At 70.7% G+C, this 15,190-nt stretch carries 18 protein-coding genes, 1 tRNA gene and 1 pseudogene; 5 read left to right on the top strand and 15 right to left on the bottom strand.

Going from position 1 to position 15,190, the window contains the following annotated elements:
- Positions 1-325 (bottom strand): annotated as a pseudogene (locus ACTJK8_RS30975) (hypothetical protein); the annotation flags it as partial.
- A 377-nt stretch (positions 326-702) separates the two neighbouring features.
- On the opposite strand from ACTJK8_RS30975, the gene ACTJK8_RS30970 reads away from it, so the two are divergent.
- A complete protein-coding gene (locus ACTJK8_RS30970; RefSeq protein WP_440763073.1) occupies positions 703-1,689 on the top strand; it encodes a helix-turn-helix domain-containing protein in 987 nt (328 codons plus the stop codon).
- Positions 1,690-1,869: 180 nt separating this feature from the next.
- Complete coding sequence (locus ACTJK8_RS30965; protein ID WP_440763072.1) at positions 1,870-2,931, top strand: DMT family transporter; 1,062 nt, start codon at positions 1,870-1,872, stop codon at positions 2,929-2,931.
- A gap of 108 nt (positions 2,932-3,039) precedes the next feature.
- Here ACTJK8_RS30965 and ACTJK8_RS30960 read toward each other — a convergent pair whose 3' ends face one another.
- The gene (locus ACTJK8_RS30960; RefSeq protein WP_440763071.1) at positions 3,040-3,645 is read right to left on the bottom strand and encodes a hypothetical protein; all 606 of its coding nucleotides are present in this window, start codon (positions 3,643-3,645) and stop codon (positions 3,040-3,042) included.
- 236 nt (positions 3,646-3,881) lie between these two features.
- Here ACTJK8_RS30960 and ACTJK8_RS30955 point away from each other — a divergent pair, with 236 nt between their 5' ends.
- On the top strand, positions 3,882-4,130 hold the full coding sequence (locus tag ACTJK8_RS30955) for a hypothetical protein (RefSeq protein ID WP_012320937.1): 249 nt from the start codon (positions 3,882-3,884) through the stop codon (positions 4,128-4,130).
- A gap of 354 nt (positions 4,131-4,484) precedes the next feature.
- On the opposite strand, the gene ACTJK8_RS30950 is transcribed toward ACTJK8_RS30955, so the two are convergent.
- The 12 genes from ACTJK8_RS30950 to ACTJK8_RS30895 form a co-directional block, all read right to left on the bottom strand.
- Positions 4,485-4,751, bottom strand: coding sequence for a PilZ domain-containing protein (locus ACTJK8_RS30950; RefSeq protein ID WP_012320936.1), 267 nt, complete (start codon positions 4,749-4,751; stop codon positions 4,485-4,487).
- Between the two features lie 170 nt (positions 4,752-4,921).
- Positions 4,922-5,191, bottom strand: coding sequence for a hypothetical protein (locus ACTJK8_RS30945; RefSeq protein ID WP_012320935.1), 270 nt, complete (start codon positions 5,189-5,191; stop codon positions 4,922-4,924).
- Positions 5,192-5,203: 12 nt separating this feature from the next.
- The gene (locus ACTJK8_RS30940; RefSeq protein ID WP_012320934.1) at positions 5,204-5,479 is read right to left on the bottom strand and encodes a hypothetical protein; all 276 of its coding nucleotides are present in this window, start codon (positions 5,477-5,479) and stop codon (positions 5,204-5,206) included.
- A gap of 118 nt (positions 5,480-5,597) precedes the next feature.
- Positions 5,598-5,954 carry a hypothetical protein gene (locus ACTJK8_RS30935; protein WP_440763070.1) on the bottom strand — a complete coding sequence of 119 codons (357 nt, stop codon included), beginning with the start codon at positions 5,952-5,954 and terminating at the stop codon, positions 5,598-5,600.
- Positions 5,955-5,998: 44 nt separating this feature from the next.
- Positions 5,999-6,205, bottom strand: a complete 207-nt coding sequence (locus tag ACTJK8_RS30930; RefSeq protein ID WP_012320932.1) for a hypothetical protein — start codon at positions 6,203-6,205, stop codon at positions 5,999-6,001.
- 408 nt (positions 6,206-6,613) lie between these two features.
- A complete protein-coding gene (locus ACTJK8_RS30925; RefSeq protein WP_012320930.1) occupies positions 6,614-6,835 on the bottom strand; it encodes a hypothetical protein in 222 nt (73 codons plus the stop codon).
- Positions 6,836-6,933: 98 nt separating this feature from the next.
- Positions 6,934-7,311 (bottom strand): hypothetical protein, encoded by a 378-nt coding sequence (locus ACTJK8_RS30920; RefSeq protein ID WP_012320929.1) that lies wholly within the window; start codon positions 7,309-7,311, stop codon positions 6,934-6,936.
- A gap of 67 nt (positions 7,312-7,378) precedes the next feature.
- Positions 7,379-7,705: a hypothetical protein gene (locus ACTJK8_RS30915; protein ID WP_440763069.1), complete on the bottom strand. Its 327-nt coding sequence runs from the start codon at positions 7,703-7,705 to the stop codon at positions 7,379-7,381.
- A 105-nt stretch (positions 7,706-7,810) separates the two neighbouring features.
- Positions 7,811-8,176, bottom strand: coding sequence for a response regulator (locus tag ACTJK8_RS30910; RefSeq protein ID WP_010687322.1), 366 nt, complete (start codon positions 8,174-8,176; stop codon positions 7,811-7,813).
- 163 nt (positions 8,177-8,339) lie between these two features.
- The gene (gene hpt / locus ACTJK8_RS30905) at positions 8,340-8,906 is read right to left on the bottom strand and encodes a hypoxanthine phosphoribosyltransferase (RefSeq protein WP_012320927.1); all 567 of its coding nucleotides are present in this window, start codon (positions 8,904-8,906) and stop codon (positions 8,340-8,342) included.
- A gap of 151 nt (positions 8,907-9,057) precedes the next feature.
- A complete protein-coding gene (locus ACTJK8_RS30900) occupies positions 9,058-9,417 on the bottom strand; it encodes a hypothetical protein (protein ID WP_012320926.1) in 360 nt (119 codons plus the stop codon).
- A gap of 257 nt (positions 9,418-9,674) precedes the next feature.
- A tRNA-His gene (locus ACTJK8_RS30895) sits at positions 9,675-9,751 on the bottom strand.
- 457 nt (positions 9,752-10,208) lie between these two features.
- Here ACTJK8_RS30895 and ACTJK8_RS30890 point away from each other — a divergent pair.
- Both ACTJK8_RS30890 and ACTJK8_RS30885 read left to right on the top strand, forming a co-directional pair.
- Positions 10,209-11,903 carry a chloride channel protein gene (locus ACTJK8_RS30890; RefSeq protein WP_440763074.1) on the top strand — a complete coding sequence of 565 codons (1,695 nt, stop codon included), beginning with the start codon at positions 10,209-10,211 and terminating at the stop codon, positions 11,901-11,903.
- A gap of 102 nt (positions 11,904-12,005) precedes the next feature.
- Positions 12,006-13,097, top strand: a complete 1,092-nt coding sequence (locus ACTJK8_RS30885; RefSeq protein WP_012320924.1) for a tartrate dehydrogenase — start codon at positions 12,006-12,008, stop codon at positions 13,095-13,097.
- A 175-nt stretch (positions 13,098-13,272) separates the two neighbouring features.
- Here the strand turns inward: ACTJK8_RS30885 and dxs are convergent.
- On the bottom strand, positions 13,273-15,190 hold a 1,918-nt coding region (gene dxs, locus ACTJK8_RS30880; RefSeq protein WP_440763068.1), incomplete at its 5' end, for a 1-deoxy-D-xylulose-5-phosphate synthase.

Genomic DNA, 15,190 nt, shown 5'->3' with positions numbered 1-15,190 from the left:
GCGACGACCTGCACGCCGCCGCGGTTGCCGCCGAGACGTCGATGCGCATCCCGGAGACGTTGATGCCGGTGATCGCCCGCCACGCGGCCTGGATGCCGCCCTTGCCCGAGACGCGCGGGATCGCGTTTCGCAGGGGCGTGAGCACCGGGTAGAGCGACTTCGCGCCGAGTTCGAGGTCGTAGCAGGTCAGGCCGGAGGTGGGCGAGCTGGCCTGCGCGAAGGTCGACTTCTGCAGATCGATCCCGAGCTGCGCCAGGATCGGGTCGGTGAGCGGCTTGGCCTGCGCCTCCTTGAGGAGGGCGAGGACGTCGACGTGCTGGGTCATGGGGCGTGATCCTGTGCGGATGCACGGCCGCGCCGGCGCTGACCCGTCCCCGGGGCGCGGGACATCGGACGTAGAGGGGATGGTGGGCCCTGCGGCCCGTCGGGGGACGCGCGCGATCCGTCCCCGGACCGACGGCGCGTCGAGAGTGGTCGATGTGCGGTGTGTCGGACGGTACGCGTCAGACTGACGGTTTCGACACCGACGGTCTGCCTGGGTGGAATTCTGCCGGTCCCCTTTCGGGCGGCCGTGTCTATCGACGGATCGCAACTCCGTGATCATGCGAGCGATACGCACATGGTTGCAGCATATTATATACAATACGAGTCCGGACCTTCATTCCTCGCCACCGGGTGGTGTCGGGGGCGCCTAGGCCTCAAATGCAACCGCTTTTTTCGACAGAAAAGATCCACCCTCGGAACGCGTTCCGCCAGTGGCGCGAAATGGTCTGTGAACAGCTGGTCCCGGTGGAGTTGAAGACCGTCGACGAGGCCCAGTTCAAGGGCAGCATAGCCGCTACGAATATCGGCGCCGTGCCGATTTCACACTTCGCACACACGGCCATGCGCAGCGAAACGACGGCCGACGCGTCCCGGCGCGACGACCGGTCCGATCGGGCCTACGCGGTCCTGATGCTCTCCGGCCGGGCTATCGCCCGACAGGGCGACCAGGAGGCGGAATGTCGGATGGGCGACCTTTTCGTCCTCGACGCACGCCCGGCCGTCGTCCAGACGGAGACGAGCAGTACCCTGATCCTGGATCTGCCGCGCGATCGTCTGGAAACCGCACTGGGCCCGTCCCGGCTGTTCAGCGCCCTCAGGGTCGGCGCGGACCACGCCTCCACGACCTTGGCGCGGACGTACATCCAGGATTTGGTTGCGGTCGCCGATCGGCTCGGCCCCGACGCGGCCGCCCGCTTGGCGTCGATCGGGATCGACCTAATCGTAGCCAGCCTCGCCGAACGGATGGCGCAGGAGGTACCGCGTTCCATACACGGCAACGTCACGGTCCAGCGTGCCAAGGCCTATGTTGAGACCCATCTGGGCGATCCGAGTTTGGATCCACCACAGCTCGCCGCCGCAATGGGGCTGTCGCTACGCCGGCTGCAGGAGCTGTTCCACGAGCGCGGCCGGCACATCTCCGACTACATCTGGGAACGCCGCTTGGAGGTGGCAGCCAAGCGCCTGACCGACCCGGCCTGTGCACACCTGTCCGTCGGCATGCTGGCCTACGCCTGTGGCTTCAGCAGCCAGGCGCATTTCGCCCGCCGCTTCAAGGATCGCTACGACGTGAGCCCCCGTGAATACCGGCAGGCGCACACGCAGGACCTGCGGTCGGTTGCGACCGCTCTCGGGCTGTCGCCCTAGCGGCTGAGTGACGGAAGCGGGTCGCTATCGGACTGTCTGCTCGGTGTGGAAGGGAGATGGGCCGCTTCGGAGCTGCGGATACATCGGAGCAGACATGGCCGGTGAAGCCGCTCAGGCCGCTCGATGCAGGGACGAGGGTTCGCTCTCAGGCGTTTGCTGAAACGCTGTAAAAGTGAGGGCATGAAATACATCCACTCCCACCTCTGGCCAGGGGTGCCGTTGGCCCTCGTTTCGGCCGTCTTGTTCGGTGCCTCCGCTCCGTTCGCGAAGCTTCTGCTCGGCACCGTCTCGCCGCAACTGCTTGCTGGGCTTCTCTACCTCGGCGCGGGCATCGGCCTGGCAATCGTGCATGTCAGCCGAGCTACCTTTGGCGTTCCAGCCCAGGAAGCTCCGCTCCGCCGGCATGATCTGCCGTGGCTGGCAGCAGTCGTGCTGTTCGGTGGGTTGGCCGGGCCGCTTCTGCTGATGCTGGGTCTGTCGCACACCTCTGCCGCGTCTGGCTCGCTGTTGCTCAACCTCGAAGGCTTGGCGACTATGCTCATCGCGTGGGTGGTGTTCCGGGAGAACGTTGATCGCCGTCTGATACTGGGTGCGTTCGCCATCCTCGTGGGCGCGGTCGTGTTGTCGTGGAACGGTGAGGGTGTGCGCCTCGATGCGGGCGCGGCGTTGATCGCCGCCGCCTGTCTGGCCTGGGGCATCGACAACAACCTGACCCGCAAGCTCTCCTCGTCCGATCCGGTTGTCACGGCCACGATTAAGGGGGTGGTTGCGGGCAGCGTCAACGTGGCTCTGGCGCTGATGTTGGGCGCGGCAATGCCATCCTTGGCAATGATCGGCGCAGCGGCGGTGGTCGGCTTCCTCGGTGTCGGGGTGAGCCTCGTCCTATTCATGCTGGCCTTGCGCCACCTCGGTGCAGCGCGCGCTGGGGCCTACTTCTCACTTGCGCCTTTCATCGGCGCGGTGATTGCCGTCGGGCTGCTAGGCGAGCCGGTGACGGTGCAGCTCGTCGTGGCCGGCGCGCTGATGGGTATGGGTCTGTGGCTGCACCTCGCAGAGCGCCACGAGCACGCGCACCTCCATGAGACGATGGAGCACGAGCATGCCCACGTCCACGATGAGCACCACCAGCATCATCACGATGGGCCGGTGACGGAGCCACACTCCCATTGGCACCGCCATGAGCCGCTACGGCACACCCATCCTCACTACCCCGACCTCCACCATCAGCACGGTCATGTTTGATGGGGCTGGAAGCGGCTGCTTTCGGGATGCGGCGATAGCCGCCGTCGTGGCTGGGTCGGGTCGCGATCGGTCGCAAGTGATCGTACGCAGGCACCGGATCTGAGCGCCTTAGCGGGCGAGCGCGAGCTGCTGCGGGTTCTGGTGCGAGACCTTGATCAGCCGACCCGCGCGCGCCTCCGCGCTCATCTTGGCTGGGTGGTCGCGGATCGCGTCCACGGACGGAATGTCAGATGAACCGGAATCACCCGCGCTGCCCTTCGTGACCGCGCGGCCCACGAGATGGCGCGGCACGGGTTGATCTCCCACCATCTTCGCGAGTGCCGCGATCTGCGGCAGCACCTCGTCGGTCAGCGTCTTCTGCAGTGCGTCGCGCTGGCCGGTCATCTTGGCGAGTTCGACCCGAACCGCTTCGACCGCATCGCTGCCCTTGGTCGGGTCGGCGCCGGCACCCTTCTCGGCCGACTCACAGGTTGCCCCGAGGCCCCAGGCGTCGTCATGCATGCGCTGGATCCGCTCCTGGTCCGCCCGGCTGTTACGCGCCCCGATCTTGGCGAGCGCCCGACCGGTGGGGCTATCGGGCGCGACCGCCTTCACCAGCGCATCGTAGGCGGCGTCCGAGAGCGGGCCAGCGGCCAGCGCCATCGCGGCGTCGGTCGGCGCATCGTCCATCAGGTCCGCGATCTCAGCCGCCACCAGGGCCTGCAGGAGGGGCACGCCCTGCGTGGCCCCGGCCTCCATCTGCCGGGGCAGGGACGCGTCGCCGTCGGCTTAAACCACGTCGAGCACCGCCGACCCGCGTCGCGCGAACTCGGTGTACCCGTCGCGCCGGCTCGTCAGCCCCGCCCGCACCTGCACCGGAACGTCAGGCGCCGGCGAGCCTTGGGGGATCGCGCGATCGGGGGAGGCCGCGAAACGGGGGAACCAGGGACCTGCATGCGGCTTGGCTCGGCATGCCCGGAAAGACGCCCGCCAAGAAGAAGCCGCCGAAGGTCGTGGTCGACGGGAAGCCGCCCCGCAAAGTGGGGCTGCCGACGCAACTGGCCGCGATCCAGACCCGGTACCGCAGCGCGCTGCTCGACGCGGCCGACCTGCCCTACGCCGAGCAGGGCGACCGCATCCGGTCCGCGTTGGCGACGCTCCTTGCCGAGAAGGCCGCTCTCGGCGTGACGGACGGCGAGGACGCTGCGGAAGGGGAGTAGGCCTACCGCCCCATGCCGCGCGCGGGGGAAGCCCGGGCCGTCGGAATCCGGGCCCGGTCAGCGCGTCGGCGCAGGCGTCGCCCCGGCTCCCCAGCCTAGGGGCGGGATCCGGATCGGGAGCGCTCGCACAGCGACGTGTCTCGGGAACGGTGCGGAAGAGTCCGCGCATTGGGGGAGGGCGGCCTGGTCCCGCTCGCCCCGCCGCCGCGCGATGATCTCGGTCGGGCGGCCCCGCTCGTGGAAGGCTCGACGGCCCGCGGCAGGTCGCCCGCATTGGCTAACGCACGAAGCTGGATCGCGCGGTTCGGCCGGCCGACGTGAAGACGGCCGAGGCCGCCCGATGCCCGGCCGCCGCTACATCGACGGCCGCGCCGGCTCGTCGAGCACCACCCCGAGATTGCCTGCCGAGCGCCAGACCACGCGCGCGCTGATGCGCTCCTCGGTCTGCGGGATCTCGAGCATGAAGGTCTCGGGGAGACCGAAGACGCTGTTCACGCGGAGCTGCGCTCCGCCCGGCGATCGATCCAGGACCCTGCAGCCCACTGGCCGGCCGAAATTCGGCACGATGCGCCCGGTCAGATCCGTCTCGGCTCTCGGGCGGGCGCGTCTCTCGATGGGCATTTCAGGGCACTCAACTCTCTAATCCGCCCCAGATTATCGCCCCTGTCTCTGCTGAAAGTCTTGAATCGCACATTTGGCGACGGGTCGCACTTCACGCGTGCCGCGGCCTGCCTTCCGGGGCCTCCCCGCGCGAGCGGCGAAGGGACGGCATGGGCGCGCTCATGGTCGTGCTACCAGCGACCCGCTGTCGGCTCATCCAGGGCAGGCTTGTCGTCCGGAACGAGGCGCCGCAGGGGCGCATCGGACCAGTTCTGGCCCGGCTGCGGCATAGCCCAAGCCAGGGCCGCGATGGCGGCAAGGCTGAAGCCGGCACAGAGCAGCGCCGCCGCGATATGACGGCCCGGCGCGTGCTGACGCCACGCGCGTTCCACCAGCACGTAACCGGCGCTCCAGGTCAGAACGACCAGCAGCGGGAAGAGGCCGAGCAGCATCGAATTCATCGGCGGCCCCTCCTAGCGACTGGCGATCTGGGCGACGATGCCGAAATCGAGCCCGTCCGGCCTCGGCTGTGCGTGCTCAGTTTCGCCGCGGGGGTCTGCATCGATCGCGGATGCTTGGCGCGCGGGCGAGCTTTCCCACGCCTTCACGGTGCTCGCTGTCCCGAGGAAGGCGAGCCCGAGGCAGCCGACCCCGAGGAGCCTCATGCCGCGACGAGGCTTCTGATCCGCGCGTTCATGAGCCAGAACGTCGTGCACGGCGGCACGCCTGGCGGCACAGTCATTGAGCATGATGTCCTCCGTCCTCCGCGAGATATCGCGGGCTTGGACTGAGGGATAAGAGTCGTGATTTACGGGGCGATGTCGTGTTTGTTGCGGACGAAATCTTGGCTACTCGAGTTCCACACCGTCACGGTCCGTCGCGCGAGCGGTCTCGAGCGGGGGAGCGGCGTGGCGGCCCGAGCTCGGCGCGCCCGTCCAGCGTGTGGAGGTGATCGGGCCGAGGCTGCGCAGCCTCGCGCCAGAAGAAGTCGGCCTCGTCGCGATCGAGGCACCCATCCGGCGCGCCCGCGCGCTCGGATGTCTCGGTCGCGACCCGCGCGATGGCGGCCCGATCGCTCAGGACGACGTCGCGCGGGCCGCGCGCGAGGTCGTCCGGGTGAGACAGGTCGCGCAGCACGTCGGTCGGGACCCGGCACGGAACGACTCGGCCGCCGAGCGATCCGAGGCGGACGTGATCGAGCGTCTCCGGATCGATGGGAGACACGCGCCTCGCGGCTGCGGGACCGACGCAGCCTGACCGAGGGCGGCTCAGACGGTGATGTCCACCACGCGCTCCTGCAAAGCGGGCAGCTCGCGGCCGTCCGCCGGCGCTCGGGAGTCGGTGGACGCCGGCACCGGCATCGTGACGGTATGCAGCCCCGCCCTGTGCGCGATGGCGGCTTCGGCACGCGCCGACTGGATCATCTCCGTCGCCTTCACGGGGCCGACGGCGTTGATCGAGGTGGTGATGGTCATGGCTCCGACCTCCTCACCGAGGATCAGAGCACACGATCCGTGATCGAACGATTTCGGCGATCCGTTCAACTCGACGCATCGCCGCCGGTCCGCGTCGCGCGGACCTCACCCTTCCGCCCTGTCGCCCTGACCCTGCTTGGCCCCGCCATTCGGGTCCGTGCTGTCCTCGCCACTCCCGGAGCCGCTCCCGTGACCCTGCGGGGTGAGGCGCGGGCGATCAGGGGTGAGATCCTCGGGCTTCGTGCCTTTCGCTTCGTCGGGCATGGGCGTCCTCCTTCCCGGCGAACCCCAGGCGCGACCGAAAGTTTCGGCGGCAGGCCTGGGTCCGGCTGTCCGGCCGTGCCGTGCGCGTCGGCGAGCACAGCGTCAGCCCGGGTTCGCGCTCGGGCCGGACCGCGCCCTCCAGGGTCACGCCGACACGCCGCCGGCCGTCGGCTGCAGGACATCGCGCGAGGCGCCGCCCGGGCGGAGCGCCATCAGCCCTATGCTGGCCGATACGACCGCGAGCATGAGCAGCAGGAGCAGGGCTTCTCGCAGCTCGGGCCCGTGCCCCTCGGTGTGACGGAGCGCGAACGCGCCGGCGGCGAGAACCGCGATCAGCGCGACCGGGACGACGAGTATCACGGGCATCGGGCGCTCCTGGCGAGCACACAACGTTCGCTCAAACCAGAAGTTGCTGCGCGGGGCGCCTGCCGAGGCTCGAGCTGTGCGCTCCGGCGGGTCCGGCCTCAGTGGCCCGAGCGGCGGATCAGGCTCTTGAGGCGCTGGTCGGCGGTGTCGAGGCGATCGGCGATCCCCCGCCGGATGCACTTGCCGACGGAATCGCCGGCGTAGAACCCGACCGTCTGGTCCTGGTTGCGGCAGGACTGGACCGGCGGCCACGCCACCACCCCCGCCACGACCAGGAGCACGACGAGGCTGTCGACGACGAGCCAGCCCTTCCAGCCGAGCCGGAAGCCGCGCCGCCGCTCGGGCGCCCGGCTCCGGCGCTGGGGGCGGTTCGCGCCGTCCGGGCCGACCCGCGCCATGCGGGCGCGGAACTGGGCCTCCTCGACGGCGTCGGAGGCGCGGGTTGACGAGGCCGGCAGGAGCGGGCGGGTGGACATGGCGGCCTCACGGAGGTCGGTTCGGGGCGGATCGGGGGCGCGGCGCGGAAGGGTCTGCGGCGGTCGCTCAGTTGATGAGCCGCTTCAGGAGCGCGAGGTTGTCCTGGATCGACAGGACGTTGCCGAGCATCTCGGTGCGGGCGCAGGCCCCGGCCCCGACGAGCCCCAGCCAGCCCGCCGCCGGACGGGCGCTGCAATCCGCGAAGCTGCCGTACAGGAACAGCCCGGCCGGCACCGCGAGGAGGGCGAGCTTCGTCAGCGAGAAGAACCGCCCGAGGCCCCCGCGCGGACGCCGGGCGTCGCGGTCGTCGTCCCAGTCCCGGTCGTCCGGCTCCCGGCCGTAGCGGTCCGCCCGATACGCCGCCGCGTCGATGTCCCGGTCCCGGCGATACATGGCGTTCCGTGCTCGGTCTGATCCAGTCGGACCGAAGGTGCCACGCTTTCGTGAAGCTCAACCTAAGAGCAATGTTTAAGTTCTTCCGAACCGGTCCCGCCCAGGTCAGGCGGCGAGCGCCCGCTTCACGGTGGCGCGGAGATCCGCCAGGGAGAAGGGCTTGGTCAGCACGTCGGTGACGATGGCGTCGAGCCCGCGCGCGCGCTCGCGCTGGTCGGCGAAGCCGGTCATCAGCAGGATGGTCAGGTCGGGGAAGTCGCGCTTGGCGGCGAGGGCCAGCGCGATGCCGTCCATGAGCGGCATGCGGATGTCGGTGAGCATCAGATCGAAGCCGCCGTCGGCCTCGTTGAGGCGGTCGAGTCCGTCGCTGCCGTCGTTGGCCGTGACGACCGCGTGCCCGTCGATCTCGAGCCCCCGCTTGAGGAAGCCCCGGACGGTCTCTTCGTCATCCACCAGGAGGATGCGCGCCATGTGGTCCCGTAACCGTCCCCGAAATCCGCGCGCGACCCGTCGCGACGGCGCGCGCGCCCAAACGCCGACAGACACAGACGAATTCCCCGTCTGTCAAGTCGTCGCAGGCCGAATTGTCCCTCGGGTCGCGGCGCGCGGCGAAAATGCCGCGCTGCGGGAGCGGTCAAGCGTCGAACAGGTCCGGGTCGCCGTCGCCGTAATCGACCACGCCCACGAAGGGCAGCTGGCGGAAGGCGTGGGCGGCGTCCATCCCGTAGCCGACGACGAACACGTCGGGACAGGTGAAGCCGACGAAATCCGCGTCGATCGTCACGGCGCGCTTGCCGGGCTTCTCCAGCAGCACCGCGGTGAGGACCCGCCGGGCGCCGCGGGCCATCAGCAGGTCCTTGGCGAAGACGACGGTCCGGCCCGATTCCAGGATGTCGTCCACGAGCAGCACGTCCCGCCCGCGCACCTCGCTCTGCACGTCGCGCAGGATCTCGACCTGCCCGCTGGAGACGGTCCCGGTGCGGTAGCTCGACAGGTGCACGAACTCGACCTGCGGGGCGAGCCCGACCCGGTGCAGCGACCGGAGCAGGTCGGCCGCGAACATGAAGCTGCCCTTGAGCACTGCCACGACGAGGAGGTTCTCGGGCCGCGCGGCGAGGATCTCCCGGGCGAGCTCGTCGTTGCGCTTGGCGATGGCCGCCTCGTCGAACAGGGTCCGGACGCGCCGTTCAGGGATGCTCATCTCTCGTGTCCCGAAGCCCGTTGGCGCGGCGGGGTCCGACGCCGCGCTCGAAGACGGTCTTAGCGTCCCGGGCGCGCGCGGGGAACTCCGGATCCGCCAAGACGGTCCCGCGCCGTTCCGGCAGGCGGCCGAGAGCCGCCGTCGACGCGGCTCAGGCTTCGGCCGCCTGCCGGAACGGGCGGAGCAGGCGGGTGAGCCCGCGCCGGCGCGCCGGCCGGGCCGGACGCCGCGCCCCGGCCAAGTCCACCTCCGGTCCCGGCTGCGCTTCGATCCCGTCCGCCTCGTCCCCGTCGTCGGGCTCGACGTGACGGACCTCCTCCAGGACATCCGTCACGATGCGCGGGATGGGCCGCGCGTGCTCCTCCAGGAGCAGCGAGGCGGTCCAGAGGCGGCTCGCATTCGCGAGGGGCAGCTTTCCCTGCGTCAGACGCTCCATCAGCATCCGGTCCGCGAGCGAGGCCGCGAGGGCGCTCACGATCTCGAGCTGATCCTGCTGTGTCGTGCTCTTCATGGCAGTCTTCACGCTAACAATAATAGTCTTCTCCCGGCCATGACTGTATGCGAGCAAATTTGGCGATTCTATAACATGCGCGGGCGCTGGAGCGGCCGCCTGTGTACAGGCCGGCTTCCGCGCGAGGACCGGTCCGATCGACTCCGATCGGGTCGGGGTGTGGGTCCGGGCCGGCCCAGATCCGGCGCGGCGCCGTCCGCACACAAGCAAAAGGGGCTGGCGATCCGCCAACCCCTCGCGCTGTCGAGCTGAATGGATGGTACCACCGCCCCGGCTCGAACGGGGGACCCCCAGATCCACAATCTGGTGCTCTAACCAACTGAGCTACGGCGGCACTGGCGCGGGGTGTATCGTGGGCCGCGGCAGTTTTCAAGGCGATGTGTGCACGGGATTTCGACTTCGTGGATAGCGCCGTCCGGGTCCCCCGCGCCGGGACCGGCCGCGCCCCCGCGACACCGCCCGTTTGCAACGGGATCGGACCCGGCTGTAACTGCGACGGCGGGGTCGACGCGGCGGCGGCGCCGATCGGACGGACCGGAGGCGAGGGGCGGACCGTGAGCGCGCGACAGCCAGCGGCCGCCGCCGGCGGGAACAGGGCGCCCGGCAGCGGATCGGCCGACGTGCCGGCCCGATCGGCCGCCGGGCCGGGCCGGCGGCCGCGCCGGCGCTGGGCGGGGGCTGGCCTCGTCCAGGCCCCCGGACGGCTCCGCAGCCTTGTCCGCCGGAGCGAGGGCGGCCTCGTCGCCCTCGCGACCCTGGTGGGCTGCGTCGCCGGCGTGGCGGTCTCGGCCATGACCTGGATCACCCAGACCCTGCGCGAGCTGCTCTACCAGCTGCCCGCGGGCGCGCGCCTCAGCGCCGTCGACGCCGTGTCGCCGGCGCTCCTGCTCGTGGGCCCGTGCCTCGGCGGCGCCGTCCTCGGCCTGCTGATCGTCGTCGCCAACTACGTCCGCGGCCCGCGCAGGCGCCCGGCCATCGATCCCATCGAGGCCAACGCCCTGCACGGCGGCCGCATGTCCCTGCGCGACAGCCTCTACCTCGCCCTCCAGAACGTCATCTCGAACGGGTCCGGCGCCTCGGTGGGACTCGAAGCCGGCTACACACAGATCGCCTCCGGCCTCGCCTCGCGGCTAGGCATCGCCTTCGAGGTGCGGCGCAGCGACCTGCGCACCCTGGTGGGCTGCGGCGCGGCCGGGGCGATCGCGGCCGGCTTCGGGGCGCCGCTTGCCGGCGCGTTCTACGCCTTCGAGCTGATCATCGGCACCTACTCGATCGCCACGCTGACGCCCGTGGTCGTCGCGGCGCTCTGCGGCAACCTGATCTCGCGCGCCCTGATCGAGGCGCAGCCGCTCGTCGATCTCGGCGACATGCAGGCGGTCACGACCTCGCACGTCACCAGCCTGGAGATCCTGCCGAGCCTCGCCCTCGGGCTGTTCTGCGCGGGCCTCGGCATCCTGATCATGCGCGGCGTCACCCTGGTCGAGCGCCTCGTCCAGGCGTCCGGCGTGCCGCGGGTGGCGGCGCCCGCCTTCGGCGGCCTGTGCGTCGGCGCGCTGGCGCTGCTGGCGACGCCGCAGGTGCTGTCGGGCGGCCACGGCGCCCTGCACATGCACTTCGCCGCCGAGGGGCAGGGGCACGGCATCGCGGTCCTGGCCGCGCTGTTCGCCTCCAAGGCCACGGCCTCGGCGATCTCGATCGGCTCGGGCTTCCGCGGCGGCCTGTTCTTCGCGTCCCTGTTCCTCGGGGCCATCGCCGGCAAGCTGTTCGCCGCCCTCGCCCCGGTGCTGGTGCCGCCGCTGGCGGATTTCGGCCTGACGCCGCTCGCCTACGCAGTGATCGGCATGAGCGCCCTCGCGGTGGCGGTCATCGGCGGCCCGCTCACCATGACCTTCCTGGCGCTGGAGGTCACCGGCAGCCTGCCGATCACCGGCGTCGTCCTGGCGGCGGTGATCGCGTCCTCCCTCACCGTGCGCAAGACCTTCGGCTACTCCTTCGCCACCTGGCGCTTCCACCTGCGCGGCGAGAGCATCCGCAGCCCCCACGACGTCGGCTGGATCCGCTCGCTGACCGTCGGCCGGCTGATGCGCCGCAATCCCGGCACCGTGGCGCTGGACACGCCGCTGCCCACCTTCCTGCGCGCCCATCCCCTCGGCTCGCCCTCCCGGGTGATCGCCGTGGACGGGGGCGGGCGCTACGCCGGCATCCTGAACGTGCCCGAGGCGCACGCGGCCGTCCGGGATGCCGGCGCCGACGCGCAGCCGGTCCTCGCCGACCTGCTCCTGCACGCGGACGATTTCCTCACGCCGGGCATGAACGCCAAGGACGCCGCCGCCGCCTTCGACAGGACCGAGAGCGAGGCGCTCGCGGTCGTCGAGAGCGCCGAGAGCCGGAAGGTGCTGGGCCTGCTCACCGAGAGCCACACGCTCAAGCGCTACAGCGAGGAGCTCGACCGCCAGCGCCGGGCGATGGCGGGTGAAACCGACTGATTGTCAGGCCGTGGTGTTGACCCGGTGCCGGCGCGGACCAATCACCTGACGCCGGCGACCCGGGCTCCGCACGGGGCCGCCCTCGAGACGCGTGGAGGATTCATGGCCACTCCGGAGAACAGCCAGCAGCGCCGCTACCGCATCGCGGTGATCCCCGGCGACGGCATCGGCAAGGAGGTGGTGCCGGAGGGCGTGCGCGTGCTGGAGCAGGCCGCCAAGCGGCACGGCTTCAGCCTCCAGCTCGACTGGTTCGATTTCGCCAGCTGCGACTACTACGAGCGGCACGGCCGGATGATGCCGGAGGACTGGAAGGCGCGGATCGAGACCCACGACGCGATCTTTTTCGGCGCCGTCGGCATGCCCGAGCGGGTGCCCGACCACGTCTCCCTCTGGGGCTCGCTGATCCTGTTCCGGCGGGAATTCGACCAGTACGCCAACCTGCGTCCGGTGCGGCTGATGCCGGGGGTGAAGTGCCCGCTCGCCGACCGGGAGCCCGGCGACATCGACTTCTGGGTGGTCCGGGAGAACACCGAGGGCGAGTACTCGAACGCGGGCGGCCGGATGTTCGCCGGCACGGAGCGGGAATTCGCCCTGCAGGAGACGATCATGACCCGCCACGGGACCGACCGGATCCTCAGGTTCGCCTTCGAGCTGGCCCAGAAGCGCCCGAAGAAGCACCTGACCTCGGCCACGAAGTCGAACGGCATCTCGATCACCATGCCGTACTGGGACGAGCGGGTGAAGGCGGTGGCCGGGGCCTATCCGGACGTGCGGTGGGACCAGTACCACATCGACATCCTGACCGCGCATTTCGTCCTCAACCCGGACCGGTTCGACGTGGTGGTCGCCTCCAACCTGTTCGGCGACATCCTGTCGGATCTGGGGCCGGCCTGCACGGGCACGATCGGCATCGCGCCGTCCGGCAACATCAACCCGGAGCGGGTGCATCCTTCCGTGTTCGAGCCGGTCCACGGCTCGGCGCCGGACATCGCCGGGCAGGGGATCGCCAACCCGATCGGCCAGATCTGGTCGGGGGCGATGATGCTGGAGCATCTCGGCGAGCACGCGGCGGCGGCCGAGATCGTCAGCGGGATCGAGCGGGTGCTGTCCGAGCGGACGCTGCGCACCCGCGACCTCGGCGGCAACGCCGACACGGAGGCCTGCGGCAGGGCGGTGGCGCAGGCGCTGGGGTAGGGCAATCACCCCGAGCCCCCTTCCACGCCCTCATCCTGAGGTGCCCGCGCCGGCGGACCTCGGAGGAGCATTCCAGGGATCGCGAGACCTCTGGACGGCTCCTTCGAGGGCTACGCTGCGCTCCGCCGCCTCAGGTTGCGGTGCGTGGTCGGGAGACCCGTAGCGGACCGTGGCGTCAGCGCGGGCGGCGGCGCACGCTCACGACGTTGCTCGCCGGCTCGGCCTTGGCGGTCTCTGCCGGCAGTGTGTCGAGGGCGGTCCGGACGATGGTTTTGGCGTCGAGGCCGGCCTCTGCGTACATCTTCTCCGGGCTGTCGTGGTCCTGGTAGGCGTCCGGCAGCGTCATGGTCCGCACCCGCACGCCGCCCGCGTCCAGCGCGCCGCGCTCGGCCAGCAGGTGCAGCACCATCGCGCCGAACCCGCCCCGCGAGCCCTCCTCCACCGTGATCAGCACCTCGTGGTCGCGCGCCAGATCCAGGATCAGCGCCTCGTCCAGCGGCTTGGCGAACCGCGCGTCCGCCACCGTCACCGCCACGCCCTGCTCGGCCAGCGCGTCCGCCGCCTTCAAGGCCTCCGCCAGCCGCGTGCCGAGCGACAGGAGCGCCACCCGCGCCTCCGCGTCCCGGCGCACCACCCGGCCCTTGCCGATCGCCAGGACCTCGCCCCGCTCCGGAAGCTCGACGCCCACCCCCTCGCCGCGCGGGTAGCGCAGCGCGATCGGGCCCGTGTCGTGGGCGTGGGCGGTCGCCACCATGTGCACCAGCTCGGCCTCGTCGGCCGCCGCCATCACGGTCATGTTCGGCAGGCAGCACAGGTACGCCAGGTCGAACGCGCCCGCGTGCGTCGCCCCGTCCGCGCCGACCAGGCCCGCCCGGTCCAGGCAGAACCGCACGGGCAGGTTCTGCAGCGCCACGTCGTGCACCACCTGGTCGTAGGCCCGCTGCAGGAAGGTCGAGTAGATCGCCACGAACGGCCGGTAGCCCTCGGTCGCCAGGCCGCCCGCGAACGTCACCGCGTGCTGCTCGGCGATGCCGACGTCGAAGGTCTTGTCCGGGTGCGCCTTGCCGAACAGGTCGATGCCGGTCCCGCCCGGCATGGCGGCGGTGATCGCCACGACCTTGTCGTCGGCGTCGGCCGCCTTGATCAGGCTCTCGCCGAACACCCGCGTGTAGGCCGGCGCGTTCGGCTTGGCCTTGGCCTGGATCCCTGAGACCACGTCGAACTTGACCACGCCGTGGTAGCGGTCGGCCGAGGCCTCGGCCGGCGCGTAGCCCTTGCCCTTCTGGGTGACGACGTGGAGCAGGATCGGGCCGTGCTCGGCGTCGCGGACGTTCTTGAGCACCGGCAGCAGGTGGTCGAGGTTGTGCCCGTCGACCGGGCCGACGTAGTGGAAGCCCATCTCCTCGAACATGGTGCCGCCGCCGACCACCAGCGAGCGGGCGTACTCCTCGGCCGCGGCGGCGCGCTGGTAGAGCGCCTTGGGCAGGAGCTTGCCGAGCTGCTTGGCGGTCTCGCGCAGGGACTGGTAGGCGCCGCCCGACGCCAGCCTTGCGAGGTAGGCCGACATGGCGCCGACGGGGGGCGCGATCGACATGTCGTTGTCGTTGAGGATGACGATCAGGCGCGAGTGCAGGGCGCCGGCGTTGTTGAGGGCCTCGTAGGCCATGCCGGCCGACATCGAGCCGTCGCCGATCACCGCGATGGCGTTGCGGCGCTTCTGCGCGCCGCCCTTCTGCTTGGCGGTGGCGTTGTCGAGGTCGCGGGCGACCGCCATGCCCAGCGCGGCCGAGATCGAGGTCGAGGAGTGGGCGGCGCCGAAGGGATCGTAGACGCTCTCGCTCCGCTTGGTGAAGCCCGACAGGCCGCCGCCCTGGCGCAGCGTGCGGATCCGGTCGCGGCGCTCGGTGAGGATCTTGTGCGGGTAGCACTGGTGACCGACGTCCCAGACGATGCGGTCGTCGGGGGTGTCGAACACGTGGTGCAGCGCCACCGTCAGCTCGACCACGCCCAGCCCCGAGCCGAGATGGCCGCCGGTGATCGAGACCGCGTCGATCATCTCGGCGCGCACCGCGTCCGCCACCGCCTGAAGCTCC

The organism is Methylobacterium sp. 22177, assembly GCF_052045615.1.
In the GTDB taxonomy this organism is placed as follows: Bacteria; Pseudomonadota; Alphaproteobacteria; order Rhizobiales; family Beijerinckiaceae; genus Methylobacterium; species Methylobacterium radiotolerans.
This window is presented reverse-complemented; position numbering and strand designations above follow the sequence as displayed.